The following is a 25,068-nucleotide window of genomic DNA, read 5'->3' as shown; positions in this document are numbered from 1 at the left end:
CGCCGACTCCGCCGATGCGAACACCGCCTCCTACGAGGTCACCGTCGAGCACCTCGCCGACTGGATCGCCACCCGCGGCTACGCCACCAGCTGACCCAACCACCAACAACGACAAGGGCCGGACCCCAACCAGGGGTCCGGCCCTTCGTCATGCCCGGGTCAGTGTTCGCTGCCCGCGCGGATCGGCTCGGCGTCCGGGGTCGGTTCGGTCGCCTCGAACCGGTGGGCCCGTCGGCGCAGCCACCACGTGCTGGCGAGACCGGCGAGCACCGCGAGGGCCAGCCCGGCCCAGGAGATGTCCTTGAGCCAGTGCTCGGCCGCACGGCCCACGGTGAAGAGCAGGTAGGTGGTGCCGAACGCCCAGACCAGGCCGCCGGCCGCGTTGGCCAGCAGGAACCGCCGGTACGGCACGTGCAGTGCCCCAGCGAGCGGCCCGGCCAGGATCCGCAGCAGTGCCACGAACCGGCCGAAGAAGACCGCCCAGACGCCGTACCGGGCGAAGCTCTGTTCGGCGCGGGCGAGCTGTGCGGGGCCGAGATGTCGGGGGAAGCGCCGGCCCAGCCGGGCCAGCAGCGGACGGCCACCCCGGCGGCCCACCGCATACCCGACGGAGTCCCCGATGATCGCTCCGGCGGCAGCGGCGGTGGCGACCCACTCCGGTTCTACCACACCGGTGGCGGCGAGCAGGGCGGAGCTGACCAGGACGATCTCGCCGGGCAGTGGGACACCCATGCTCTCCACGCCGATGACCCCGCCGACGAGCAGGTAGACCGCGATCGGCGGCAGCGACACGAGCCAGTGCTGAACGTCGAACACCGTCGACCCCCTCCCCGTCCGGCCTCGAACCCTACCGTCGGCCGGTCGCTCGGACCCGACGTCGGGTTGCGCAACTAGCAAGACGGACGTACGGTTTTGTTGAGAGCGGAATCGGCGGTAAGTGTCACCTAACCTCGGCGGCACCCTGGCCGGTGCGACACACTGCTCAGGACTACTCACGGTCGCTGGTGTGAAGGAGTACGACGTGGCGAGCCTCGACACCTTCGGTGCGAAGACCCAGCTACGCGTCGGAGACGCGAGCTACGAGATTTTCAGGATCGACAAGGTGGACGGCCACGACCGGCTGCCGTACAGCCTGAAGATCCTGCTGGAGAACCTGCTGCGGACCGAGGACGGCGCGAACATCACCGCCGACCACATCCGCCAGCTCGGCGGGTGGGACTCCACCGCCGCCCCGAGCGTGGAGATCCAGTTCACCCCGGCGCGGGTGCTGATGCAGGACTTCACCGGCGTGCCCTGCGTGGTCGACCTGGCCACCATGCGCGAGGCGGTGCGCGACCTGGGCGGCGACGCCACCAAGGTCAACCCCCTCGCCCCGGCCGAGCTGGTCATCGACCACTCCGTCATCGCCGACCTGTTCGGCCGCGAGGACGCCTTCGAGCGCAACGTCGAGCTGGAGTACGAGCGCAACAAGGAGCGCTACCAGTTCCTGCGCTGGGGCCAGACCGCGTTCAACGAGTTCAAGGTCGTCCCGCCGGGCACCGGCATCGTGCACCAGGTCAACATCGAGTACCTGGCCCGCACCATCATGGAGCGCAACGGCCAGGCGTACCCCGACACGGTGGTCGGCACCGACTCGCACACCACGATGGTCAACGGCCTGGGCGTGCTCGGCTGGGGCGTCGGCGGCATCGAGGCCGAGGCCGCGATGCTCGGTCAGCCGGTCAGCATGCTGATCCCCCGCGTGGTGGGCTTCAAGCTGCACGGCGAGATGCCGGCCGGCACCACCGCCACCGACCTGGTGCTGACCATCACCGAGATGCTGCGCAAGCACGGCGTGGTCGGCAAGTTCGTCGAGTTCTACGGCCCCGGCGTCAGCGCCGTGCCGCTGGCCAACCGCGCCACCATCGGCAACATGTCCCCCGAATACGGCTCCACCGTGGCGATCTTCCCGATCGACGCCGAGACGGTCCGCTACCTGAAGCTGACCGGTCGCGACGAGCAGCAGGTCGCGCTCGTCGAGGCGTACGCCAAGGAGCAGGGCCTCTGGCACGACCCGGACGCGGAGCCGGAGTACTCCGAGCGCCTGGAGCTCGACCTGAGCACCATCGAGCCTTCGCTGGCCGGCCCGAAGCGCCCGCAGGACCGGGTGCCGCTGGGCAGCGCCAAGACGCTGTTCCGCTCGGCGCTGACCGACTACGTCGCCGACGACTCCGTCGGTGAGCGTGACCTCAAGCCGGGCGTGCCCCGTGAGGAACTGCCGCGCGGTGCCAACGGCCCGGCCGACGAGGCCAGCGCCGAGTCCTTCCCGGCCAGCGACCCGCCGGCCAACGAGTTCAGCGACCCGGCCGACGAGCCGCGCGACCTGGAGACCGCGGCCGTCGGCTCCGGCGGTCGGGCCACCGACCCGATCCGGGTCACCGGCGCCGACGGCGTCGAGTACGAGTTGGACCACGGCGCCGTCGTGATCGCCGCGATCACCTCCTGCACCAACACCTCCAACCCCCAGGTGATGATCGGCGCCGCACTGCTGGCCCGCAACGCGGTCGAGAAGGGCCTGACCCGCAAGCCGTGGGTCAAGACCACCCTGGCGCCCGGTTCCAAGGTCGTCATGGACTACTACGAGCGGGCCGGCCTCACGCCGTACCTGGACAAGCTCGGCTTCAACCTGGTCGGCTACGGCTGCACCACCTGCATCGGCAACTCGGGCCCGCTGCCCGAGGAGGTCTCGGCGGCGGTCAACGAGAAGGACCTCGCCGTCGTCTCGGTGCTCTCCGGCAACCGCAACTTCGAGGGCCGGATCAACCCGGACGTCAAGATGAACTACCTGGCGTCCCCGCCTCTGGTGGTCGCGTACGCGCTCGCCGGCACGATGGACATCGACCTGGCCAACGAGCCGATCGGCGAGGACAGCGACGGCAACCCGGTCTTCCTGCGTGAGATCTGGCCGAACAGCGCCGAGATCCAGGACGTCATCGCCCAGGCGATCGGCGCCACCGGGTTCAGCGCCGCGTACGCCGACGTCTTCGCCGGCGACGAGCGCTGGCAGTCGCTGCCCACCCCGACCGGCGACACCTTCGCCTGGGCGGACGACTCCACCTACGTGCGCAAGCCCCCCTACTTCGAGGGCATGCAGCAGGAGCCGAGCCCGGTCACCGACATCGCCGACGCCCGGGTGCTGGCCAAGCTGGGTGACTCGGTGACCACCGACCACATCTCGCCGGCCGGCTCGATCAAGGCCGACTCCCCCGCCGGTCAGTACCTCGCCGAGCACGGCGTGCCGCGGCACGAGTTCAACTCGTACGGCTCCCGCCGGGGCAACCACGAGGTGATGATCCGGGGCACCTTCGCCAACATCCGGCTGCGCAACCAGCTGGTCCCCGGGGTGGAGGGCGGCTTCACCGTCAACCACCTCACCGGCGAGCAGACCTCGATCTACGACGCCTCGGTCGCCTACCAGGAGGCCGGCATCCCGCTGGTCGTGCTGGCCGGCAAGGAGTACGGCTCGGGCTCGTCGCGGGACTGGGCGGCCAAGGGCACCATGCTGCTGGGCGTCCGGGCGGTCATCGCCGAGTCCTACGAGCGGATCCACCGCTCCAACCTGATCGGCATGGGCGTGCTGCCGCTGCAGTTCCCGGTGGACACCACCGCCGAGTCGCTCGGCCTCACCGGCACCGAGACGTTCACCTTCACCGGGGTGACCGCGCTCAACGACGGCGAGACCCCGCGCACGGTGAAGGTCACCACCGACACCGGCGTCGAGTTCGACGCGGTGGTCCGGATCGACACCCCGGGCGAGGCGGACTACTACCGGCACGGCGGCATCCTGCAGTACGTGCTGCGCCGCATGATCGCCAACTGACGTACCGCGTCCACCAGGGCCCCTTCCCGCCTCGACGGGGAGGGGCCCTGCGGCGTCCTGGCCGGCCATGCTGCCCGTTGTCGGGGTGACCCCCTATGGTGTCGGGGTGGTCGACCGGCGTCAGGTGATGAGGTTCCGCGTCCAGGCACAGCAGCTCGCCCGGGCGCACGGCACGCTGGCGGACACCGCCGTGCTCGACGCCGGCGTGCAGGACACCGGCCCCGACGGCGGCCGCTGGGCGCTGGCGCTGCGCGGGGTCGACCGGGCGGCGTCGTCCGGGGCCGACCTGGTGCTGCTGTGGACCGTGCGCGGCGCGCCCCACCTCTACCGCCGCGCTGACGCGGGGGAGGTGGCGTCCGCGGTCGCACCCTGGTCCGACGCCGACGCGGGCAAGCGCATCTACGACGCCGCCAAGCCGTTGAGGGCGGCCGGCATCGCCAACCTGGAGGCTCTCGACACAGTGGCCGCCGAGCTGCGGGCCACCGTCACCGAGCCGATGGTCAAGGGCGACGTGTCGGGCCGCCTGAGCGCGGTGCTGCCCGAGCCGTACCTGCGGTTCTGCCGCCCCTGCGACGCCACGCACATCTTCGAGATGCCGTTGCGGCTGGCCGCGGTGCGCGCCGGGTTGGAATTGCAGCGCGACACGTCGCCGCCGGTGCTGCGGCGCATCCCCGGGTTCCGTGCGGCGGCCGGCGCGGGCGACCGGTTCGACCTCGTGCGCGCGTACCTGCGGCTGCTGGGTCCGGCCACCCCCGGCCACGTGGCCACCTACCTCGATGCCCCGGTCCGGGAAGTCAAGGCACGATGGCCCGAGGACGTGATCGAGGTGACGGTCGACGGCGAGAGGCGCTCGCTCCTGGCCGCCGACGAGCAGTCGCTGGCGTCGGCCGCAGCGGCGGTGACCCGCCTGCTCGGTCCCTTCGACCTCTTCCTCCAGGCCAGAGACCGGGCGACGCTGGTGCCCGACGCCGCGCGCGCCAAGGAGCTGTGGCCGGTGCTGGGTCGCCCCGGCGCCGTCCTGGTCGACGGTGAGCTGGTCGGCACCTGGCGGCCCCGCAAGTCGGGCGCCAGGATGACAGTCGCCGTCCAGCCCTGGCAGAAGCTGCCCGAGAGCAGGCGCAGGGCCGTCATCGAGCAGGCCGAGCGCCTCGCGGCGCACCGCGCCGCCACTCTCGCCGGCGTCGAGTTCCTGGACTGACGACGGACCGGACGCGTCGCGAGCGGCGCGGCCAGTTGCAGCCCACGGACGCAGCGTCACCCACCTGCGCGAGGATCACCCACCTCGGTCGCCGCTTCCGCGTCCGGCTCCTGCCGGGTCGACGTGCGGAGGTCCTTGCGCATCTGCTGGGTCGTCACCCGGTACCCCGACGAGTCGTACAGGTTGAGCGCCGTCGTGTTGTACCCGAACACGTTGAGTTCGAGAGCGTGGGCGCCCTCCTCGCGAGCCGTCCGCTCGGCGGCCGTGAGCAGTGCCCGCCCCAGACCCTGCCCGCGGCGCTCGGCGACCACCTCGATGTCGTAGAGGTAGGCGCAGTGCGCGACGCCGCGCGGATGCGTCAGCCCGATCCACAGGCGTCCGACCGGTGTGCCGTCGGCCAGCACGCCGAGCAGGAAGATCATGCCGGGCGTGGCCATCCCCTGTGGCAGCAGGGCTCTGTTGGCTTCCTCGGAGCGGCGCAGAGCCTCGTCGGCCGTCCAGGTGCCGGCCTCGACGTGGTCCTGCGCGTAGGCGGCGACGACGTCGGTCTGCCACCGGTCGAATTCCGCGCGGGACATCGGCCGCACATTCAGGTCGATCATGCGCGGGATCCTCTCACGAATCCCCTCGGCGAGGAGGACCTGCCGATCCCGCCGGCCCGGGGTGCGCGTCCCACCCGGCTACGAGGCGAGGTCGGCGGCACGGTCGAGCAGGGCGCGGCGCTCGGCGGCGGATGTCACCTCGGCCGCGGCCCTCCGGAACAGGGTGGCGGCGCGGACCCGGTCGCCCTGCCGGGCCACCAGGTCCGCCTCCACCGCGACGGCGAGCGGGTAGCCGTCCAACGCGCCCCCGGCGCGGGCCGCGCCGAGCAGCGCCAACCCGGCCGCCGGCCCGTACGCGTAGCCGTGCGCCACGGCCCGGTTCAACCCGACCACCGGCGAGGGCCGATCGCCGGCCAGGCTGTCGTAGGCCCGGGCGATCGCCGGCCAGTCGGTGGCCTCGGCGGACGCGGCGGTGGCGTGGCAGGCCGCGATCCGGGCCTGCCACGCGTACGGCCCGTCGTGGTGTACCCGCGCCAGCGCGTCCAGTCCCTCGGTGATGGCGGCCCGGTCCCACCGGCCGCGGTCCTGCCGCTCCAGGGTCAGCAGGTAGCCGGCGGCGTCGCGGCGGGCGTCGGCGCGCGAGTGCTGGAACAGGAACAACGCGAGCAGGGCGGCCACCTCGGACTGCCCCGGCATCAGCCGGTCGAGCAGCCGGGCCAGCCGGATCGCCTCGTCGGCGAAGGCCGGTTCGCCGTCGGCGACGTAGCCGCGGGTGAAGAGCAGGTACAGCACGGCCAGCACACCGGGCAGCCGTTCGGCGAGCGCCGGCCCGGCCGGCACCCGGTACGGGATGCCGGCCTCCTTGATCCGGGTCCGGGCCCGGGTCAACCGCCGGGTCATCGTCGACTCGGTGACCAGGAAGAGCCGGGCGATGTCGGCGGTCGACACCCCGCAGACGGTACGCAGCGTCAACGCCACCCGCGCCTCCGGCGCCAGCGCCGGGTGGCAGCAGGTGAAGATCAGCCGTAGTCGGTCGTCCACCACGTCCTCCCCCGCCCCGGGCGCGGGCTCCGCGTCCGCCGGCGCGAGCACCGCCAGGTCGTGCAGCTTGCGGCGCTCCACGGCGGCCCGGCGCAGCACGTCGATCGCCCGGTTGCGGGCCACCGTCATCAGCCAGCCGCCCGGGTTGGCCGGCACGCCGTCACCGGGCCAGCGCTCCAGGGCGACGGTCAGCGCCTCCTGGGCGCAGTCCTCTGCCAACGCCCAGTCCCCGGTCACCCGGATCAGGGTCGCGACGATCCGTGGGTACGCCTCGGCGCCGGCGGCCGCGACGGCCTCCGCCGCCGCAGCCGCACCCGTGCCGATCGCCCGGCCGGCGTTTTCGTGCCGCTCACCGGCCGGCGTTTCGGTGCGGGTCACCCGATCAGCCGGGCAGGCCCGCGAAGGGGCGCAGTTCCAGTCGGCCGTGCCGGGCCATCGGGTGGGCCCGCGCCACCTCGATCGCCTCGTCAAGGTCGGCGCAGTCGAGCAGGTCGAAGCCCACGATCACCTCCGTGGTCTCGGCGAACGGCCCGTCGGAGATGAGCAGTTCGCCGCCGCGCACCCGGACCGTGGTGGCCGCGGTGCTCGGCGCCAGCTCGTCGCCCTGGAGGCGGCGGCCACGGGCGTCGTTCTCGGCCACCCACGCGTGGATGTCGGGTACGTCGGTCGGGTCGGTGTCCGGCTCGGCGTCGGTGCAGACAAACATCATGTACTTCATCTGGCGCTCCCTGGTGTGTCCGGGTATCGCCAGCATGACGATCGGCCGCGGCCGTTCCGGACACCGGGTGCCGGAAAACCTCGCGGGTTGTCGGTCAGTTCGCGCCGGCGGCGCGGCGTCGGGCCTCCCGGGTCTTCATGGCGTGCTCCATCAACGTGACGAGCACCTCCTTGCTGGACGCGCGCTGACGGGCGTCGCAGAGCAGCACCGGGACCCCCGGGTCCAGGTTCAGCGCGGACTGCACTTCGTCGAGCCGGTACTGCCGGGACCCCTCGAAGCAGTTCACCGCGACCACGAACGGGGTGCCCCGGCCCTCGAAGTAGTCGATCGACGGGAAGCAGTCGGCCAGCCGGCGGGTGTCCGCCAGCACCACCGCGCCGATCGCGCCCAGCGCCAGCTCGTCCCAGACGAACCAGAACCGGTCCTGCCCCGGCGTGCCGAACAGGTAGAGCACCAGGTCGTCACTGATGGTGATCCGACCGAAGTCCATCGCCACGGTGGTGGTGGTCTTCTCCTCCACCCCGGACAGGTCGTCGATGCCGACCCCGGACTCGGTCAGCACCTCCTCGGTGCGCAACGGCCGGGTCTCGCTCACCGCGCCGACCATGGTGGTCTTGCCGACGCCGAAGCCACCGGCGACCAGGATCTTGATCGCGGTGGGCAGTGGGGTCGCTCCCGCCGGCCGGTCAGAGTGCCCGTAGTCCATTGATTACCGCCTCGAAGATGCTGTTGTCGGGAAGACCGGCCGTGGTCTGTGGTTCGCGGACCTGCACCAGGCTGCGGGCCGCCAGGTCGCCGAGGAGCACCCGGATGGTGCCCACCGGCAGGTCGAGATGGGCAGCGATCTCGGCGACGGACTGTATTCGTTGGCACAGTCCGACGATCGCCAGGTGCTCCGGACCGAGGCCGACCTCCGGTGTGACGTCGCCTCGGGTCGCGGTGACCAGGGAGATCAGGTCGAACGTGCCGGTGACCGGGCGGGCGCGCCCGCGCGTCACCGCGTACGGGCGGACCACCGGGCCCGCATGGTCATCCACCCACTGATGGTCCGCGGACTCTCCCTGCACCGTCATGGCCGCTACTTCTCGCCGGCCGGCTGGTCGGCGCCGCGGGATGGGGAGGCAACGTACTTGCCGACCCTGGTGACCAGCATCGCCATCTCGTAGGCGATCAGGCCGACGTCGGTGTCCTCGCTGGCCAGCACCGCCAGGCAGGCGTTGCGCCCGGCCGCGGTGACGAACAGGAACGACGATTGCATCTCGATGATGGTCTGCTGCACCTGCCCGCCACCGAAGCGCTTGCCGGCGCCCCGGGCCAGGCTCTGGATGCCGGCCGCCATCGCCGCGAGGTGCTCACCGTCGTCCCGGCTCAGCCCCTGCGAGGAGGCCATCAACAGCCCGTCGGTGGAGAGCGCGACCGCATGCTCGGCCTGCTTCACCCGGCCCACAAGATCATCCAGCAACCACGTCAGGTCGGCACTCGAAGCCGTCTTCTGGGCCACTCGTCGTCCTCTTCTCCCCCGGCTGTTGTCGCCGTGCTCGTCTGGGGCTGACCATCACGCCGCGCGGAAACCCGCATTGCCGGCGTCCGATCAGGTGGTGCGCGGGTCCTCGTCGGTCGGCTCGGACGTCTCCGCTGGCGGGGCGCCGGAAGCGCCGTCGAGCAGTCGTGCCGCGTCGGTCCGACCTCGCCGCGTGCCGCTCTGGTAGGAGCTCATCATCCGGCGCACCTGCTCGGGCGGGCGCGCCACGTCCTCCTCGTCGGTCTCCGTCGCCGCCGGGTCGTCGCGCAGCTCGGGCACGATGCTCGCCTGCCGGACCCGCACCGGCAGGCCCGAGTCCGTCCGGTCCGCCTCGGCCTGGGCGGGCAGTGGCCCGCCGTCCGCGCCCGGCTCGCCGACGCTGGTGCTGTCCGCTGGTCCGGCACGGTCGAAGGCGGGCAGGCCGGTGGGCACCGTCGGGCCCTCCAGGGCCGGCTGGCCCAGCGTGCGCCGGGCCCGGCTGGGCAGCTCCGACAACCCGGTAGCGGGCGTCGTCCGCTGGCGGGTGGGCAGAGCGGCGTCCACATCGGTCGCGTCGGTCTGCGCCGTCGGGCTGGTGGTGTCGGTCGTCGCCGGTGCGTCGGCCGGAACCGCCGCCGGGGCGGTCGGGGTCACCAGATCCGGTACGTCCGGCGCCGTCGTACCCGCTGCCGCCGGTGGCGCGGCCAGCGCGAGGAGGCTCGGGCGACCGCTGTCGGCGGGACCTCCGGTCGACGACGGGGCCAGCGGGATGGCCGGTGACCCGGCCCGCATCGCGCCGGAGTCCTCCGGGGCAGCGCCGTTCTCGGTGACCAGCTCCAGTGGGATCAGCACGACGGCGGTGGTGCCGCCGTACGCCGACTCCTTGAGCCGGACCCGCACGCCGTGCCGCTCGGTCAGCCGGCTCACCACGTAGAGGCCGAGGCGGGCGGCGTTGGCGAGGTTCAGCTCGGACTGGTCGACGATCCGGTGGTTCGCCGCGGCCAGGTCCTCCTCGCTCATGCCGAGGCCCCGGTCCTCGATCTCGATGGCGAACCCGTTGGCCACCAGTTGGCCACGAACCTCCACCGTGGTGTGCGGCGGGGAGAACGACAGGCCGTTCTCGATCAGCTCGGCGAGCAGGTGGATGATGTCGCCGACCGCGCGGCCGGCCAGCGAGACCGGCCCGAGCGGCAGCACGTTGACCCGGGTGTAGTCCTCCACCTCGGCCACCGCGCCGCGCACCACGTCGACCATCGGCACGTTGCGCCGCCAGGCCCGGCCCGGGGTGGAGCCGGAGAGCACGATCAGGTTTTCCGCGTTGCGCCGCATCCGGGTGGCCAGGTGGTCGACCCGGAACAGGTCCTCGAGTTCCTCCGCGTCCTGTTCGCGCCGCTCCATCGCGTCCAGCAGGGTGAGCTGGCGGTGCACCAGCGCCTGGGTACGCCGGGCCAGGCTGAGGAAGACCTCGCGGACGTTGCGGCGCAGGTCGGCCTGCTCGACGGCGGTGCGCAAAGCGGTCTCCTGGACCGCGTTGAACGCCTTGCCGACCTGGCCGATCTCGTCGGTGCCGAACTCCAGGGGTGGCGCCTCGGTGGCCACGTCGACCTCCTCGCCGCGACCGAGCCGTTCGACCACGCTGGGCAGCCGCTCGTTGGCCAGGCGGAAGGCCGCGCCACGCAACCGTTCCAGCTGCCGTACCAGGGAGCGGGCGGTGGTGATGGACACGACGATCGAGGCGATGACGGCGAGCAGACCGAGGCCGGTGGCCAGCGCCAACCGGACGACGACGCCGATGGCGACCGGGGTCGCCCGGTCGACCACGCCGTCGCCACCGGCCAGCACGACGTCACTGATCTCGGTCAGCGCCGGAGCAATGGTGTCGGTCCACTCCGTCGCGGTCACGGACGGCCGGCCGGCACCACCGCCCTGCATCACCTGGGTCTCCAGGGCGGTCAGCCGGCTGAAGGTGTCGCCCGTCGACATCGTCTCGTAGCGGCGCTGGTCGGTGCCGGGGAGCCGGACCAGTGCCGAGGCGGCGACGAACTGTCGGGCGCCGACGATCCGGGTGAACTCCGCCCGCTCGGCCGTAGTGATGCGCCCGGCGGCCAGCACGCCGGCCAGCAGCGCGTCCTCCTGGGACAGCAGCTCCCGGGACCGGTTGAGGCCGATCAGCGCGGCGGTGTCCTCGGCGACCTGCTCGTCGTCGAGGTTGCCGAGCGCGTCGTACACCCGGTAGATCGACTCGATCACTCCGGTGAAGGTCGCGATGGCCCCGGCCCGGTCGATGCTCCGGTCGTCGACCGCCGTACGGGTCTTGTCCAGGTCGTTCAGCCCGGTGATGAGAGCCTTGATCCGCTGGTCGAGGGTGTCGCTGCCCAGCGCGTCGACCTGCCAGTTCTCGGTGGACTTCGTAAACTTCGCCGCCAACTGGTCGGTGCGCTGCCGCATCTGCGCCAGCGTGGCGCGCTGCGCGTCGTCGGGTCGACCGAGGTAGGTCAGCGACGTCCGACGCTCCAACTGCAACTGCAACAGCAGCGGCTCGGTGGGATCGAAGACCTTCGTGTCCAGGGTCTGCACGCCGAGCAGGTTGACCCCGTCCCGGACGGTGACCCAGGCCGTAAAGCCCCAGAGCGCCACGAGTGAGACCAGTAGAGCAACGACCTTGGTACGCAGATTCGTACTGCGGGAACCCATTACACCGTCCCTGGCGCGACCTGTGTGATTGATCAGTCAGAAGTGCGGAGTGCACGCATCGACCCGGCGCACGCTAGCAGCGTCCGGGGCCGCGCTCAAGCGCTGCTGATCATGAGACCACCGTACGTGGCCGGAGCGGGGCCCTGTCCATCTCGTTGACCAGGTCGGATCTGGTCAGGGCCAAGTGCCGGACCGCGAGAATGGCCGCACGGACGATCAGCACAGGTGTGTAGAGATCTTTGTCATGCCACAATGGAGGATGATCGTGGTGATCGTCTACCTCGGTCAGGTGACGCAACCCGCGACCGATCGCCTCCCGTACGCCCGGCCGGGCCGGTCGATGGACCCCCAGCAGCACGTGCAGGGCGTACGCGGTCTCCTCCACGGTGCCCGCCCAGCGTCCCCACGCCCCGTCCGCCCGTTGGGTGGCGACCAACCAGTCGACGGCGCGATCCACCGCCGATCCGGCGATCCCGGCCGGGGCGTACCGGTCGAGGGCTGCCACGACGCACGAGGTGGCGTAGTAGGGCGAAGCGTGCCAGCGGTCCACCCAGGAGCCGTCGGGCTGCTGCTCGTCGCCCAGCCACCCGGCCAGCGCCGCCGCACGGCCGCCGTAGCGGCTCGCGGCCGCCGACGTGTGACGGGCGTGCCAGCCGAGCGCCTCCAGCACGTGCGCGTTCGTGGTGACCGACCGCCCGTCCTCCCCCCGCCAGGTGCAGAAGTGGCTGCCGAGGTCGAAGTGGAGCAGGCTCGCCGGATCCACCGGGTGACCGAGGCGGGCGAGAGCATAGAGAGCGACCGAGGTGGTGTCCGCGTCGGCCGGTAGTCCTGGCCCGGTCGGCGTGCCATGCGGCCCGAGCGCGGCGGCCAACTCGGCGATGAGCTTCGGCGCGGGCCGGACCGGCACCCCCACTCGGGCCAGACTGCTCAGCGCCCAAGCCCGCTCGAACACCGTGATCGGCGTACAGCAGGGCACCGGTCCGTCGAGGAGACCGACAGCCGCCCCCAGGTAGGCCAGCGCCTCCGGGTCCGCGCCGGGCGTCGCCGGGTCGCCGATCCAGGCGGCGGTGGCCGCCGGCGAGGCACCGACGGCCCCGGCGACCGGGGACACGCCGCCGTGCCGGCGCGCGACCGGTCCGAGCGCCTCGAAGGCGTGCAGCAGCTTCTGCGGCACCGGATGTCCGGCGCCCACCAGCGCGTGTACCGCGTCGAGCCGCCGTCGGTCCACGCCGGGCAGGGCGCGGACCCCGTCGACAAACCCCCGACCGGGGCGTGCGGCAAAGAAGGTGAGGTGGTCGTTGATCCGCTGCACCAGGGCCGCCACGATGAGGTCGGCCGCCGGCGTGTCTGGGAGCGGCGTGCCCCTTCCGAGCCAGTCGGCGAGCACGCCCAGCCCGCGGCTCGCCGCGGCGGCCAGCTCGGGCCGAGAGGAGCCCTGGGTGCCCCGCAGCGTGCCGAGCAGCGCCTCCACCGCGCTCACCGTCGGCACCACGGCGTAGCCGCTGGCGCCACCCCACCCGCCATCGGAACGCTGTTCGCCCAGCAGATACCGCAGCCGCCGGTCATGCCCGGTGAGCCACGGCGCGTCCGCGACGACCCGGCCGGTCTCGTACACCGACGGGGTGACCCGGCCCGCCGGCTCGAGCACCATGGCGGCGAGCAACTCCCGGGCCGATGCGGCCACGTCGGACTCGTCCCCGGCATCGGCGGCGGCTGGTGAGGTGGTCACAGCACGCCCCAGAAGTCGGTCGACCGGTAGAAGCCGGTGCTGAAGCCGATCTGGCGGGCGAGGTAGTCGGCCTGCACCGGGCAGCTTGTGCGCAGCGGGTCGAGCAGCTCGCGGGCGTACGCCACCAGGCCGGTGATCTGGCGCTCGATGTCGGCCCGCTCCGGCACCAACATCAACGCGTTGAGGTCGCCCCACCGCTGGTCGCGTTCGTAGGTCGCGAGGTCGTTGACGAGTCGGAGGATCCGCTGCACCTGGTCACTGGCCGCGACGAGCGCGTCGAGGTGGGTCAGCGTCGCGGGATCGCCGGAGTGGATCCAGTGCACGACGTTGACCACCGTGCAGGCCAGGTTCGCCGCGTTGGCCAGGTACTCGTCCAGGGTGGGCAGCACGCCGGTGCTGGCGGTCTGCTTCCAGTCCCACTCTCGCGCCATGGCGTCGAGCATCGTCCGCAACTCGTTCCGCCATACCGCCCCGTGGGTCGCGTACGCCGGCACGGCGGCCAGTTCGTCGTGCAATTCGGCGAGAAAACGGCCGAGAGAGTCGTCCTCCGCCGGTTTCCCGCCCTCCGCCACGGCGAGGCAGCCCGCCGCCAATCGGTCGATCTCGTCACGGGTACGCGCCTCGTGGTCGACGAGCCAGTCGACCGCGAAGCCCCACAGCACGGCCCGGTTCGTGACGCGCAACTGGGCAAGGTCACACCAGGGCGCCCCGAATGCGATCGCCATCGCGACGTTGCCGAACAGCGCCGGGTCGAACGGTCGCGCCGGGAAGAGATCGGGGTACGCCGCAGCACGTTCGGCCAGGTCACGTTGGCCCTTTGCGGCGAGGGCACAGATCCGGCCCTGCTCCGCGGCCAGCGCCATCTGGTCGCCACCGGTACCCGGCAGCGACGCGAGCCCAGCGGTCATGCGGAGACACTCCGTACCGGCTGTAGGGTCACCTCGACACGCTCGAGGGGCCGCAGCGCGGCGGCCACCTTGATACCGGGCAGAGCCTGCCGCTCCAGGCGGAACCGGAACCGGCTCAGGACGGTGGCCACGATCAGCATCGCCTCCAGGTAGAACAGGTGCATGCCGATGCACTGGTGTGGGCCGCCGCCGAACGGGAAGTGCGCGTACCGGTGCCGGTTGCGGACCTGCTCGGGGTCGAAGCGGTCGGGGTCGAAGACCTCGGGCCGGTCCCAGAACGCGGACATCCGGTGGGTGATCAGCGGGCTGACCACGAGAGTGGCGCCGGCCTCGATGCGTACGCCGCCGATCACGTCGGCTTCCAAGGCGCGGCGCGGGAAGAGCCAGCCGATCGGATAGAGTCGCAGCAGTTCGTCGAGCACCTGCCGGGTGTAACGCAGCTCGCGCAGGTGCTCGCGCCGGACCGGCGCGTCGCCGACCACCCGGTCGATCTCCTCGTACAGTCGCTCGGCGATCTGTTCGTCCTGAGCGATGTGCGGCCAGAGCCAGGTCAGTACGCTGATCGTGGTCTCGGTGGTGGTGGCGACCATGGAGACGGTGTCGTCACGGACCTGCCGCTCGTCGAGCCGGCCGCCAGCCTCCGTGCGGCCCCGCCACAGCGTGGCGATGATGTCGTCGCCATCGGTCTCGGCCGTTCCCCGGGCGGCGCGGACGATCGGGAGCACAGTGTCGTCGATGAGTCGAACTGCCCGACGGAACGCGCGGTCGCCGGGCATCGGCATGGCCAACGGCGCCCACGGCACCATCAGCCGCGGCATCACCGACCAGGCGATCGCGTCCTGCGCCTCCATGATGCGCATCGCCTGCGGCACCGAGATCTTGTCGGCGAAGAAGACCCGCATGATCGCCGAGCAGACGATCCGGGCCTGCACGGTGCCCATGTCGACGGGTTGGCCGGCGCGGGCCGGCTCGTCCAGTTCGTCGACCACTTCCTCGATCGCCTCGGCCAGCCGGTCGACCAGCGAGTCGACCCGCCGAGCGGTGAACAGCGGCTGGAGCACGTGGCGGCTGTTCTTCCAGTAATCGCCGTCACTGAGGATGCCGTCGCCGAACAACCGCTTCAGCGGACGCCACTGGAGACCGTCGCCGGCGCGGACGTAGTTGTCGGACTTCTCGCGCAGAACCCGCTGCAGGTGCTCCGGTCGCGTTATCAGGTAGGGCCGGAACGCGCCGAGGCTGAGCTTTACCACCTCGCCCTGCGACCGCTCGCCCAACTCGACCAGGGTGCGGGCCGGATCGCGGAACAGATTGGGCACCACATGGCGCAGCGGGACCGAGCCCGCCCGTCGCGGCTGAACCGGCACTGTCCGAGGTGCTGCCACGAGAACCGACACTCCCTTGTGGATGCTCTGCGTCGCGGAACGACTATGCGGAGTTAGGTGTTCGTGGAGCATGCCATCGCTCGGTCACCTTTCTCTAGGCGCAGTACGTGAAATTTTCATGCGCAAGGATCGCGCCTCCGCAGGATTCAATCCGCGGGAAGTGCGCGTGCCACAGATCCCGCAGGTAGCGGTGGTCGCGACGACCAGCCGGCATCCGAGGCGCTCGATAGTGACGAACATCACTCACTCGCCGCCCCTGAAGCGGGCCTGCCCAGGGACGCGCCGGCTCGGCCCGGGACCGCGTCACTCGTCACCCGCGCCATGCGCGCCGACCCGGCGGAACGACCGAATCCGGGCGACACCCGGCACCCTGTGCCAGGCTCTTGTCATGGACGACAAGACCATCCTGAACCGGATCTCCGAACTGGTCGACGAGGAACACAAGCTGCGCGCGGCGGCTCAGGCCCACGAGTCGGGCACCGAAGGCGAGGCCAGCGAGCGGCTGCGCAACCTGGAGGAGTCCCTCGACCAGTGCTGGGACCTGCTGCGCCGCCGGCGGGCCGCCCGGCAGACCCACGGCGACCCGGATTCCCAGGGCGAACGCCCCAAGCCCGAGGTGGAGCGCTACCTGCAGTGACCGGCGCGGAGGGTCGGGCGGCCGGTGGGGCCGCCCGACCCGTCCCGGTCAGCGAACGCCCGCCTCACGCAGCAGCTCCCCGGTCAGCGCGGCGGGATCGACCTGCTCGGCGGCCAACCCCCGGGCCACGAACCAGGTGCCGACCACGCGCACGTCCCGGGCCAGGAACTCGGGCCCCTGCGGGTTCGCCACCACGTCGACCACCTGCGGCAGGTCGATCACGACCAGCCGGCCGTCGTGCACGAGCAGGTTGTACGGCGACAGGTCGCCGTGCGCGTAGCCGGCCCGGGCCAGCACCCGCAGCGCCTCCACCAGCTGGCCCCACAGGTCGCGGAGCTCGGCCGGACCGGGCCGCAGCTGGGCCAGCCGGGGCGCGGCCTGCCCCGACTCGGCGTCGCCGACGAACTCCAACATCAACTCGGTGCCCCGCAGCTGCACCGGGTACGGCACGGCGATCCGGTCGTGGCCGGCGCCGATCTCCCAGAGCCGGGCCAGGGCGGTGAACTCGGCCGCTGCCCACTGCCCGGCGATCATCTGCCGGCCGAAGGCCGTCCGGCCGGCCATCGCCCGGTTCTCGCGGGACCGGCGCACCCGCCGGCCCTCCAGGTAGCCGGCGTCCCGATGGAACAGCCGGTGCTCGGCGTCCCGGTAGCGCTTGACCGCCAGCAGGCAGGACCGGTCCGTGTCGGGCACCGCCCGACGGACCAGGTGCACGTCCGCCTCCTTGCCGGTCTTGAGAACACCCAGCTCGGTGTCCTTGGCGGCCAGCTCGGTGACCAGCCAGTCCGGGTACGGCTGCGGGCCGTGCACGGCGTCGTCCCAGGTCGACCAGTGGTCGCCGGTGTCCGGGTCAGGTTCGCCGTCCGGGTCGGCGGGCGGCTCAGTGGGCCGCCCGCGCTTCAGAAACTGCGGCTCGTCGTCGTCGAAACGACTCTTGCCGCGGGTCCGGCGCTCCAGCGCCGGAAGGTCATGATCGCGCACTGTGGTGAGGTTCCCTTGGTCGAGGCTGATGAAGGCAGCTGGAAGCGACCTGCGAAGACGGCCATGACCGACCCCCTCTCCTCGACCGGGCGCACGCCCGGGTGCACGATGCGTCGACCATGCTCGCCGTCGCCACGGCAGCCGGTCAACCGAATTACCGAAACCCCACCGCGAGCGGCACGGGCGGCGACGCGCGGGCGGCCCGTCAGCCGCCGAGCACGATGGCGACCGCGGCGATCAGCCCGTCCACGGATCGGCTCGGCGCGAACCGGGTGTCCGACCAGGTACGCCCCCGGTGCAGCCAGACGCTGGGCAGTCCGACCGCGGCGGCGCCGCCGATGTCCGCCTCCGGGCCGTCGCCGATCACCCAGGCGCCGCGCAGCGGCATCCGGACCCGCTGCGCGGCGAGCGCGAAGATCCGCGGGTTCGGCTTACTGACCCCGGCCTCCTCGGAAATCACCCAGTCGGCGACGTAGCGGTCCAGGCCGGTCTGGCGGATCTTGGCGTCCTCCACGCGTACCGTGCCGTTGCAGACCACCACCGGCACCCAGCCGGCGTCGTCGGCGATCCGCAGGGCGCATGCGGTCAGCGGATCGAGCCGGGTCTGCGCCACCACCCCGTCGTGCAGCTCCTCCACCAGATCGATCGAGGGAATGCGCAGCTCGTAGCGGTCCCGGATGGCGTCGGCCAGATCCCAGCGGTCGGTCAACCCGTCGGCGTCGATCGAGACCAGCCAGTCGATGTCGGCGGGGGGCGCTCCGATGCCGTCCAGGAAGCGCACACCCCAGCGGCGGAACGGCCCAGCCCGATCCAACAGGGTGTTGTCCAGGTCCAGCAGGAGCAGTGGCACTCGGGCACCCTACGGGACCGACGTGTCCGCCAACAGGGCCGGCGGGTGTCGACCTGACGGTGGGCTCAACCGGACATCGACACCCGCTGGCCGCCCTGGTCCGGCAGTCGATCGGCGAGCATCGAATGGGCCGCGCGGGTGGCGGCGAGCGTGGCCGGATCCAGCGTGGCCACCAGCACCGCCGTGCCCTCGTCGGCGCCCCGGGCCAACGCCCGCCCCTGCGGGTCGTAGATCGCCGCGCCTCCGTTGAAGCGCCACGGGTCGACGCCCCCGACCGCGTTGGCGAAGACCACGAACATCGTGTTGTCCAGAGCGCGCGCGGCGTAGTACAGGTCCCGGCGGTGCTCGGAGCCGGCCAGGTAGCCGCTGGGGCACAGGTAACCGTGCGCGCCGTCGAGGGCGGCGGCGCGGCCGTGCTCGGGGAAGCAGCCGTCGTAGCAGATGCCCAGCCCGAGCCGCCAGTCGTCGACGAGCAGCGTGGCGCCCCGCCCACCGGGGCTGAAGAGGTCGCGTTCACCGCCCCACAGCTGCTGCTTGTCGTACCCGACGCGGACCACGCCGACCCGGTCGATCACCAGCGCGGCGATGGTCCGCCGGCCGTCCGCGTGCCGGGCCGCGGCGCCGACGACGACGGTGACGCCGGCCTCGCGCGCCGCCGCGCGCAGCGGATCGAGCCGGGGGTCGGCGACCGCCCCGGCCGCATCGACCGTGACGTCGGTGCCGGCCGGATCGGCGGCGAGGGTCGGCGGGTGGTACGCGCAGAGGTACAGCTCCGGCAGGACGGCCACCCGGGCGCCCTGCCCACCGGCCCGGCGGACCAAATCGGCGGCGGCGACCGCGTTGCCGGCGACGTCGCCGGGAGTCGGCGTGGCCTGGACGGTGGCGACGGTCAGCGGGGCAGCGGGGGTGCGGGGCGGGGTCACCGGGCGATGGTAGCGGTGCCGACTCGGGGCGATATACCAAGCCGTACGTACGGTTTGCGTGACGCGGGGTGACCTGCGACGATCGACGCGTGCCCAGAGTAAGCCAGGACCAGCTCGACGCGCGCCGGCAGGAAATCCTCGCCGCCGCGCGGGCTTGTTTCGCCCGGCACGGTTACGAGGGGGCGACCGTACGCCGCCTCGAGGAGGCCACTCGGCTCTCCCGGGGTGCCATCTTCCACCACTTCCGGGACAAGGACTCCCTCTTCCTCGCCGTCGCCGAGGACGACGCCGCGGCGATGGTCGAGACGGTGGCCCGCAACGGTCTGGTGCAGGTGATGCGCGACCTGCTGGCCGGCGCCGTGTCACCCGACACCACCGGCTGGCTCGGCAGCCAGCTGGAGGTCTCCCGCCGGCTGCGCACCGACCCGGCGTTCGCCCGGCGCTGGGCGGAGCGGTCCGCGGCGATCGCCGAGGCGACCCGGGACCGGCTGGCCCGCCAGCGCGACGCCGGGGTGCTGCGCGAGGACGTGCCGATCGACGTGCTGGCCCAGTTCCTCGAGCTGGCCTACGACGGCCTGGTTTTGCACCTGGCGATGGGCCGACCGGCCGGCGACCTGGGCCCCGTGCTCGACCTGGTCGAGGAGGCGGTCCGCCGCCGCTGAGCGGACCGCCGCCGCTGAGCGTCCAGCCCGGACGCCGGGTCCCCGACCGTGGCGGCGCTGCTCCACAATGAGGCCGCCGATCCCTCCGGCGACAGGAGCAGCCAATGACCGACCTCGCCGCGTCGGGCGACACCTGGGGCATCCCCGGCCCGACCTTCCTCCGGCTCTACCTCGTGGCGACCGCCGTGATGGTCGCGCTCGCGGTGTGGCACCGGTTCCGCCGGCCGGCCAGCGCCTCGGTCAGCGTGTCGGAGCCGCTCAGTCCGCAGCAGGCCGCGTACCTCAACGGCGGTCCCCGCCTCGCCGTGCACGCCGCGGTCGGCGGCCTGCGCGGCGCTGGCGCGATCGGCGTCGGCCCGGACCGCCGGCTGCTCACCACCGGCCCGGCGCCGACCGGGCTCACCCCACTGGACCAGGCGGTGCACTGGGCCGCCCACCAGCGCGCCCGAGCCGGCGACCTGCCTGGGGACCAACGGGTCCGCACCGCGCTCGACCAGCTCCGCGCCGGTCTGGAACAGCGTGGACTGCTGCTGAGCCACGAGCGGCGCGCCGCAGCCCGGCACTGGACCCTGGGCCTCGTCGGCCTGCTGGCCATCGGCGGATACCGGCTCTTCGCCGGGCTCTCCAACGGACGCCCGGTCGGCTACCTGCTGCTCGCCATGGTCGCGGTGCTGGCGGCGGCGCTGGTGCTGTGGCGGGTGCCGAACCTTACCCGGGCCGGTCGGGCCGCACTGCGCGACCTGCGACGTCAGCACGCCCACCTGTCCCCCGCCTCGTCCCCCGCGTTCGCCACCTACGGTGCGGCGGGCGCGGCGATGGGCGTGGCGTTGTACGGCACCGTGTCGCTGTGGGCCCTCGACCCGGGCTTCGCCGAGCAGGCCGAGATCCAGCGCCAGGCGGCGGCGTCCAGCAGCGGCTGGTCGTCGGGCTCCAGCGGCGGCACGTCGGGCGACGGCGGGGGCAGCTCGTGCAATGGTGGCAGCTCGTGCGGCGGTGGCGGTGGCGGTGGATGCGGCGGCGGGGGGTGCGGCGGATGACCGGTCCGTACGGCGTCGGCATCGGCTGGCGCCCGGAGATCGCCGGCTTCGTGGCCGAGCTGCCCGGCCTGCGCTTCGTCGAGGTGGTGGCCGAGTCGGTGTCCGCGACCGGGCCACTGCCACCGGGCCTGGCGCAGTTGCGCGAGCGCGCGGTGACCGTCGTACCGCACGGGGTGCGGCTCTCCCTCGGCGGCGCTGAGCCGGTCGATCCGGCCCGGGTCGCCCACCTGGCCGCGGTGGCGCAGCGGGTCGACGCCCCGCTGGTCAGCGAGCACATCGCCTTCGTCCGGGCCGGCGGCCTGGAGGCCGGGCACCTGCTGCCGCTGCCGCGCAGCCGGGAGGCGGTCGACGCGGTCTGCGCCAACGTCGCCCGTGCACAGGCCGACCTGCCGGTGCCCATCGCGCTGGAGCCGATCGCCGCACTGGTCGACTGGCCCGACGACGAGCTGGACGAGGCGGACTTCCTCACCGAGATCCTGGACCGGACCGGGGCGCTGCTGCTGCTGGACGTGGCGAACGTGTACGCCAACGCCCGCAACCGGGGCACCGACCCGCTGGCTCTGCTGGATCGGCTGCCGCTGGACCGGGTCGGATACGTGCATGTGGCCGGGGGCGCGGAGCGTGGCGGCTTTTACCACGACACGCACACCGACCCGGTGCCGCCGGCGGTGCTGGAGCTGGTCGGCGCGCTCTGCGCCCGGCGACGACCGCCGGCGCTGCTGCTGGAGCGCGACGGTGACTACCCGCCCGCGGCCCGGCTCCGCACCGAGCTGGACGCCCTGTCCGCCGCCGCGAGCTTCCCGGTCGTGACTTAACGCTTCCCCAAGGATGAATCCGGGGGATTTCCGGCTCGGACCGCATTCGACCCCTCATCCCGTAGGGAGGTGATCGCATGTCTCACGTCGTCAGCACCGGCACGGTCGCGCTCTACCGTGGCGAGGATCGTCCTTGCGGCGTTGAGGTCACGGCAGGCGGTGAAACCGCAGGCCGCGCACTCGAACACTCTGACATTCAACCCGATGCGCTGCTTGGCTCTCGCCGCGCACGAGGAACACGTCATGGTCGTGTAGGCGGGCGGAACCAGCACCACCTTCCGGCCCGCCCGCATGCCCTGCTGGATCAGTTCCCGCTTGGCCGCGCCGATCGCGGCGTCAGCGGCCTTACGTGCCATCGTGGACCTGGCCAGGAACGTCGGTTTGAAATCCTCCACGGCGATCACCTGATGGTGGTCGACGATCCGTTTCGCCCACTGCCGGGAGTCGTGGCTGTTCTGCCGGGCGGATTTCTTGTGCAGCTTCGCCGCCGCACGCTTGGCCCTGCGGTAGCCGTTGGACTGTCCATGCCCGTTGGGTCGGCGGCGACGGGACATCTTTCGCTGCGCTTTGGCCAGTTCGGCGGCGCACCGCTTGCGATGCCCGAGGTGCGGCAGGTCGAATCGGGCGTCGGTGGTTGTGGCGGTGGTCTTCACACCCCAGTCAATACCGATCGCCCCGGACACCGCGGGCGTGGCGGCCACCTCGCGGCGCACGACGAACGACGCGTACCAGTGCCCGAGGCTGTCTTGGTAGACGCGCACGCTGGTCGGCGGGGACGGCAGATCCGGCGACCACACGACGGGCACGAGGATGCCACCGGCAAGACGCAGCCGCCCGTCGGCGACGGTGAAGCCACGCAGGGTGTATTCCATGCTGGGCAGCGACCGTTTGCGGGTTTTCACCGTCGGCCGCCCACGGCCTTTCACGGTGAACGAGTGGCGCAGCGCGCCCGCGTAGGTGCGCAGCGCTTGTTGCTGGACGACTTGCGAGCCGTCACGCAACCACACGTTTCGGGCACGGGCTTCGGTGAGCATCTTGGACAGGCCGCCGAAGGTGGGCTTCGCACCGATCTTCTGCTGGTGCACAGCCTCGTTCCACAGGAATCGGCAGCGACCCCATTCGGCGAGCAGTGCGGCCGTCGCGGTCGCGCCGGGGCGCAGCCGGTAGGTGTAGCGCACTGTCTCCATCACAACAATCACTATAAAGCACAGCGCTATATAGTGCCGGGATGGATGAGGTCAGATCCAACAACAACGTCGTCTACCGCTGCAAATACCACGTCGTGTGGTGCCCGAAGTACCGCCGCCCCGTCCTCACCGGGGCAGTGGACGACCGGCTCAGACAGATCATTCGCGAGGTGTGCGCCGAACGAGACGCTCCCATCGAGGCAATCGAGACCATGCCCGATCAGGTCAACCTGCTGGTCGTCTGCGACCCGCAGTACGGCATCCACCGACTCGTCAAGCAGATCAAGGCCAGGTCGTCGCGACTTCTGCGGCAAGAATTTCCGCACCTCAAATCCAGGCTTCCGACCTTGTGGACCAACAGCTACTTCGTCGCCACAACCGGCGGCGCGACCTCAGAGGTGGTCAAACGCTATGTCGAAAACCAGCGCGACGTGTGAAACGGTCTCTTACCTCTCACGGCAAAAGCCGGGTTTCTCGGGACCGACCCGATGACCGACGCACGCGACGGCACCGGCACGCGGCCACCCGTCGATCTCACAAGGCTCGCCGACCGGCAGGCGGAGCTGGTGGCGACCCTGGTCGGCGGAGGGCCGCCACCGCCGGGGTTCGCACCGACCCAGCTCGCCGCCACGCGGGCGGCCCTGCTGCGCAAACGTGCCGGCGAGGTGGCCCGGCACTGGCCACTGCTCGCCGCCGGCCTCGGCGCCGGGTGGTCGACGACATTCGCCGGCTGGGCCGACCGGCGACCTACCGCCGGGTCGCTGTGCGACGGTTGGGACCTGGCCCGTGCGCTGGACGAGCAGCGTGCGCTGCCCCCGGCGGCCGCCGAGGAGCTGGCCGTCCGGGAGTCGCGCCTGCGCTACGACGGGCATCAGGCGCCGCGTCCCCGTCGGCTGCCGGCGGTCGCCCGCGCCGGCGGCGCCGTCGCGGTGCAGATCGCCGGCCGGGTACGCCTGCTGCGGCCTGCCCCGCGTCCCCCGGCGCCGCAGCCCGCCGGTGGCGACGGCGTACCGGATGCGGCAGGATCGGCGGCATGGATCTCGGACTGACCGACCGGGTGTACGTGCTCACCGGCGCCTCCCGCGGCCTGGGTTACGCGACGGCGCAGTGCCTGGTCGCCGACGGGGCCCGGGTGGTGCTCTCGGCCCGGGACGCCGACGCGGTGGCCGCCGCCGCCGAGCGGTTGGGCGGCCCGGAGCGGGCGGTCGGCTTGGCCGCGGACCTGGCCGACCCACAGACCCCCGGTCAGCTCGTCGCGGCGGCCCGGGAACACTTCGGTCGGCTCGACGGCGCACTCATCTCGGTCGGCGGCCCGCCCGCGGGCAACGCCGCGTCGGTCACCGACGAGCAGTGGCGGCAGTCCTTCGAGACCGTCTTCCTGGGCACCGTCCGCGCGGTACGCACGGTCGCTGACGCGCTGCCCGAGGGCGGCGCGATCGGGCTGGTGCTCTCCACCTCGGCCCGCGGCCCGGTGCCCGGCCTGGGCATCTCGAACGGCCTGCGGCCCGGTCTGGTGGGGGTCGCCAAGGACGTTGCCGACGACTACGGCCCGCGTGGAGTGCGGGTGGTCGGGCTGCTGCCCGGCCGTATCCTGACCGACCGCAACCGGGAGCTGTTCGCCTTGACGGGCGACCCGGAGCGGGCCCGAACGGAGGCGGAGGCCGGCATCCCGCTGCGGCGCATCGGCGACCCGGCCGAGTTCGGTCGCGTGGCCGCGTTCGTGCTCTCCCCCGCCGCGAGCTACCTGACCGGCCTCACCGTGCCGGTCGACGGTGGCGCGCTGCGCGGGCTGTGACGCCCGACGCGCTCCGGCGAGCCAGCGACGCGGCCGGGCACCCCCGGCCGACCCGGGCGGAGCTGGCCGCCGCCGCGGACCGGACCATCCCCGACGTTCTCGCGCCGGGGATGGCGGTGCTTTTCGTCGGCATCAACCCCGGTCTCTGGTCGGCCTCGACCGGCTGGCACTTCGCCCGGCCCGGTAACCGGTTCTGGCCGGCGCTGCACCGGGGAGGGTTCACCCCTCGACTGCTGCACCCGAGCGAGCAGGACGAGCTGCGCGCTCTCGGCCTCGGCATCACCAACATGGCCGCCCGGGCCAGTGCCCGCGCCGACGAGCTGACCACCGAGGAACTGCTCGACGGTGCCCGGCTGCTCACCGCCACGGTGGACCGGTACCGGCCGCGCTGGGTGGCGGTGGTGGGTGTGACGGCGTACCGGATCGGGTTCGGCCGGCCGAAGGCCACCTTCGGGCCGCAGCCGGAGTCGCTGGCCGGGGCACGGCTGTGGGTACTGCCCAACCCGAGCGGGCTGAACGCACATTTCACGCCGGTGACCCTGGGCGTCGCGTTCGCCGAGTTGCGCCTGGCGACCGGGCTGCCGGACCGCCGCCCGGGCTGAGCCGGCG

25 protein-coding genes and 1 pseudogene are annotated in these 25,068 nt (G+C 72.4%); 11 read left to right on the top strand and 15 right to left on the bottom strand.

Features of this window, described 5'->3' with window-relative positions:
• Positions 1-94 (top strand): annotated as a pseudogene (locus ACWD6N_RS29510) (C39 family peptidase); the annotation flags it as partial.
• A gap of 65 nt (positions 95-159) precedes the next feature.
• Here ACWD6N_RS29510 and ACWD6N_RS29505 read toward each other — a convergent pair.
• On the bottom strand, positions 160-816 hold the full coding sequence (locus tag ACWD6N_RS29505; RefSeq protein ID WP_387330342.1) for a DedA family protein: 657 nt from the start codon (positions 814-816) through the stop codon (positions 160-162).
• 190 nt (positions 817-1,006) lie between these two features.
• On the opposite strand from ACWD6N_RS29505, the gene ACWD6N_RS29500 reads away from it, so the two are divergent.
• Entirely contained in the window at positions 1,007-3,859 is a 2,853-nt protein-coding gene (locus ACWD6N_RS29500; protein ID WP_450005452.1) for an aconitate hydratase, read from the top strand.
• Between the two features lie 106 nt (positions 3,860-3,965).
• Positions 3,966-5,057 carry a winged helix DNA-binding domain-containing protein gene (locus ACWD6N_RS29495; protein ID WP_450005450.1) on the top strand — a complete coding sequence of 364 codons (1,092 nt, stop codon included), beginning with the start codon at positions 3,966-3,968 and terminating at the stop codon, positions 5,055-5,057.
• Positions 5,058-5,113: 56 nt separating this feature from the next.
• Here ACWD6N_RS29495 and ACWD6N_RS29490 read toward each other — a convergent pair whose 3' ends face one another.
• The 10 genes from ACWD6N_RS29490 to ACWD6N_RS29445 form a co-directional block, all read right to left on the bottom strand.
• A complete protein-coding gene (locus ACWD6N_RS29490) occupies positions 5,114-5,659 on the bottom strand; it encodes an N-acetyltransferase family protein (protein WP_450005448.1) in 546 nt (181 codons plus the stop codon).
• 78 nt (positions 5,660-5,737) lie between these two features.
• Complete coding sequence (locus ACWD6N_RS29485; RefSeq protein ID WP_387330348.1) at positions 5,738-6,964, bottom strand: RNA polymerase sigma factor; 1,227 nt, start codon at positions 6,962-6,964, stop codon at positions 5,738-5,740.
• 58 nt (positions 6,965-7,022) lie between these two features.
• Positions 7,023-7,358, bottom strand: coding sequence for a YciI family protein (locus tag ACWD6N_RS29480; protein WP_387330337.1), 336 nt, complete (start codon positions 7,356-7,358; stop codon positions 7,023-7,025).
• Positions 7,359-7,452: 94 nt separating this feature from the next.
• Positions 7,453-8,064, bottom strand: a complete 612-nt coding sequence (locus tag ACWD6N_RS29475) for a GTP-binding protein (protein WP_354968120.1) — start codon at positions 8,062-8,064, stop codon at positions 7,453-7,455.
• Positions 8,045-8,431: a DUF742 domain-containing protein gene (locus ACWD6N_RS29470; protein WP_354968121.1), complete on the bottom strand. Its 387-nt coding sequence runs from the start codon at positions 8,429-8,431 to the stop codon at positions 8,045-8,047. The genes ACWD6N_RS29475 and ACWD6N_RS29470 overlap by 20 nt, the downstream gene beginning before the upstream one ends.
• A 5-nt stretch (positions 8,432-8,436) precedes the next feature.
• Positions 8,437-8,859, bottom strand: coding sequence for a roadblock/LC7 domain-containing protein (locus tag ACWD6N_RS29465; protein WP_354968122.1), 423 nt, complete (start codon positions 8,857-8,859; stop codon positions 8,437-8,439).
• Positions 8,860-8,949: 90 nt separating this feature from the next.
• The gene (locus ACWD6N_RS29460; protein WP_354968123.1) at positions 8,950-11,553 is read right to left on the bottom strand and encodes a sensor histidine kinase; all 2,604 of its coding nucleotides are present in this window, start codon (positions 11,551-11,553) and stop codon (positions 8,950-8,952) included.
• A 109-nt stretch (positions 11,554-11,662) separates the two neighbouring features.
• Positions 11,663-13,282, bottom strand: a complete 1,620-nt coding sequence (locus ACWD6N_RS29455; protein ID WP_450005446.1) for a prenyltransferase — start codon at positions 13,280-13,282, stop codon at positions 11,663-11,665.
• Entirely contained in the window at positions 13,279-14,190 is a 912-nt protein-coding gene (locus ACWD6N_RS29450; protein ID WP_354968125.1) for a terpene synthase family protein, read from the bottom strand. The genes ACWD6N_RS29455 and ACWD6N_RS29450 overlap by 4 nt, the downstream gene beginning before the upstream one ends.
• Positions 14,187-15,509, bottom strand: a complete 1,323-nt coding sequence (locus ACWD6N_RS29445) for a cytochrome P450 (RefSeq protein ID WP_387330345.1) — start codon at positions 15,507-15,509, stop codon at positions 14,187-14,189. The genes ACWD6N_RS29450 and ACWD6N_RS29445 overlap by 4 nt, the downstream gene beginning before the upstream one ends.
• A 451-nt stretch (positions 15,510-15,960) precedes the next feature.
• Here ACWD6N_RS29445 and ACWD6N_RS29440 point away from each other — a divergent pair, with 451 nt between their 5' ends.
• Positions 15,961-16,209, top strand: a complete 249-nt coding sequence (locus tag ACWD6N_RS29440) for a DUF2630 family protein (RefSeq protein WP_328418721.1) — start codon at positions 15,961-15,963, stop codon at positions 16,207-16,209.
• Positions 16,210-16,257: 48 nt separating this feature from the next.
• Here the strand turns inward: ACWD6N_RS29440 and ACWD6N_RS29435 are convergent, their stop codons facing one another.
• From ACWD6N_RS29435 to ACWD6N_RS29425, 3 genes are all read right to left on the bottom strand, one after another.
• Complete coding sequence (locus ACWD6N_RS29435) at positions 16,258-17,190, bottom strand: serine protein kinase RIO (protein WP_354968127.1); 933 nt, start codon at positions 17,188-17,190, stop codon at positions 16,258-16,260.
• A 205-nt stretch (positions 17,191-17,395) separates the two neighbouring features.
• On the bottom strand, positions 17,396-18,040 hold the full coding sequence (locus ACWD6N_RS29430) for an HAD family hydrolase (RefSeq protein ID WP_450005444.1): 645 nt from the start codon (positions 18,038-18,040) through the stop codon (positions 17,396-17,398).
• 65 nt (positions 18,041-18,105) lie between these two features.
• The gene (locus ACWD6N_RS29425) at positions 18,106-18,963 is read right to left on the bottom strand and encodes a carbon-nitrogen hydrolase family protein (RefSeq protein ID WP_450005442.1); all 858 of its coding nucleotides are present in this window, start codon (positions 18,961-18,963) and stop codon (positions 18,106-18,108) included.
• Positions 18,964-19,052: 89 nt separating this feature from the next.
• Here ACWD6N_RS29425 and ACWD6N_RS29420 point away from each other — a divergent pair, with 89 nt between their 5' ends.
• The 3 genes from ACWD6N_RS29420 (at position 19,053) to ACWD6N_RS29410 (ending at position 21,477) form a co-directional block, all read left to right on the top strand.
• Positions 19,053-19,625, top strand: coding sequence for a TetR/AcrR family transcriptional regulator (locus ACWD6N_RS29420; protein WP_354968130.1), 573 nt, complete (start codon positions 19,053-19,055; stop codon positions 19,623-19,625).
• Positions 19,626-19,729: 104 nt separating this feature from the next.
• Positions 19,730-20,662, top strand: coding sequence for a TIGR04222 domain-containing membrane protein (locus ACWD6N_RS29415; protein ID WP_450005440.1), 933 nt, complete (start codon positions 19,730-19,732; stop codon positions 20,660-20,662).
• Positions 20,659-21,477, top strand: coding sequence for a DUF692 domain-containing protein (locus ACWD6N_RS29410; protein WP_354968132.1), 819 nt, complete (start codon positions 20,659-20,661; stop codon positions 21,475-21,477). Before ACWD6N_RS29415 ends, ACWD6N_RS29410 begins: the two co-directional genes overlap by 4 nt.
• Here ACWD6N_RS29410 and ACWD6N_RS29405 read toward each other — a convergent pair.
• Complete coding sequence (locus tag ACWD6N_RS29405) at positions 21,474-22,664, bottom strand: RNA-guided endonuclease InsQ/TnpB family protein (RefSeq protein WP_450005438.1); 1,191 nt, start codon at positions 22,662-22,664, stop codon at positions 21,474-21,476. The genes ACWD6N_RS29410 and ACWD6N_RS29405 overlap by 4 nt on opposite strands.
• 41 nt (positions 22,665-22,705) lie before the next feature.
• On the opposite strand from ACWD6N_RS29405, the gene tnpA reads away from it, so the two are divergent.
• The 4 genes from tnpA to mug are packed head-to-tail and all read left to right on the top strand — an operon-like array spanning position 22,706 to position 25,061.
• Entirely contained in the window at positions 22,706-23,101 is a 396-nt protein-coding gene (gene tnpA, locus ACWD6N_RS29400) for an IS200/IS605 family transposase (protein ID WP_354968133.1), read from the top strand.
• Positions 23,102-23,152: 51 nt separating this feature from the next.
• On the top strand, positions 23,153-23,713 hold the full coding sequence (locus ACWD6N_RS29395) for a hypothetical protein (protein ID WP_354968134.1): 561 nt from the start codon (positions 23,153-23,155) through the stop codon (positions 23,711-23,713).
• Positions 23,698-24,459: an SDR family oxidoreductase gene (locus tag ACWD6N_RS29390; RefSeq protein WP_354968135.1), complete on the top strand. Its 762-nt coding sequence runs from the start codon at positions 23,698-23,700 to the stop codon at positions 24,457-24,459. The genes ACWD6N_RS29395 and ACWD6N_RS29390 overlap by 16 nt, the downstream gene beginning before the upstream one ends.
• Positions 24,456-25,061, top strand: coding sequence for a G/U mismatch-specific DNA glycosylase (gene mug / locus ACWD6N_RS29385; RefSeq protein ID WP_354968136.1), 606 nt, complete (start codon positions 24,456-24,458; stop codon positions 25,059-25,061). The genes ACWD6N_RS29390 and mug overlap by 4 nt, the downstream gene beginning before the upstream one ends.
• Positions 25,062-25,068 lie beyond the last annotated feature (7 nt).

The sequence above is a fragment of the Micromonospora sp. NPDC005163 genome (assembly GCF_053599835.1).
The sequence above is the reverse complement of the archived record's forward strand: the minus strand, read 5'-3'. Positions and strand labels throughout refer to the sequence as shown.

Coding starts and splice junctions, on each gene's coding strand:
- ACWD6N_RS29490 (WP_450005448.1), bottom strand. CDS start 5,659: ATGATCGACCTGAATGTGCGGCCGATGTCCCGCGCGGAATTCGACCGG.
- ACWD6N_RS29480 (WP_387330337.1), bottom strand. CDS start 7,358: ATGAAGTACATGATGTTTGTCTGCACCGACGCCGAGCCGGACACCGAC.
- ACWD6N_RS29475 (WP_354968120.1), bottom strand. CDS start 8,064: ATGGACTACGGGCACTCTGACCGGCCGGCGGGAGCGACCCCACTGCCC.
- ACWD6N_RS29470 (WP_354968121.1), bottom strand. CDS start 8,431: ATGACGGTGCAGGGAGAGTCCGCGGACCATCAGTGGGTGGATGACCAT.
- ACWD6N_RS29460 (WP_354968123.1), bottom strand. CDS start 11,553: ATGGGTTCCCGCAGTACGAATCTGCGTACCAAGGTCGTTGCTCTACTG.
- ACWD6N_RS29450 (WP_354968125.1), bottom strand. CDS start 14,190: ATGACCGCTGGGCTCGCGTCGCTGCCGGGTACCGGTGGCGACCAGATG.
- ACWD6N_RS29440 (WP_328418721.1), top strand. CDS start 15,961: ATGGACGACAAGACCATCCTGAACCGGATCTCCGAACTGGTCGACGAG.
- ACWD6N_RS29415 (WP_450005440.1), top strand. CDS start 19,730: ATGACCGACCTCGCCGCGTCGGGCGACACCTGGGGCATCCCCGGCCCG.
- ACWD6N_RS29410 (WP_354968132.1), top strand. CDS start 20,659: ATGACCGGTCCGTACGGCGTCGGCATCGGCTGGCGCCCGGAGATCGCC.
- ACWD6N_RS29405 (WP_450005438.1), bottom strand. CDS start 22,664: ATGGAGACAGTGCGCTACACCTACCGGCTGCGCCCCGGCGCGACCGCG.
- tnpA (WP_354968133.1), top strand. CDS start 22,706: ATGGATGAGGTCAGATCCAACAACAACGTCGTCTACCGCTGCAAATAC.
- ACWD6N_RS29395 (WP_354968134.1), top strand. CDS start 23,153: ATGACCGACGCACGCGACGGCACCGGCACGCGGCCACCCGTCGATCTC.
- ACWD6N_RS29390 (WP_354968135.1), top strand. CDS start 23,698: ATGGATCTCGGACTGACCGACCGGGTGTACGTGCTCACCGGCGCCTCC.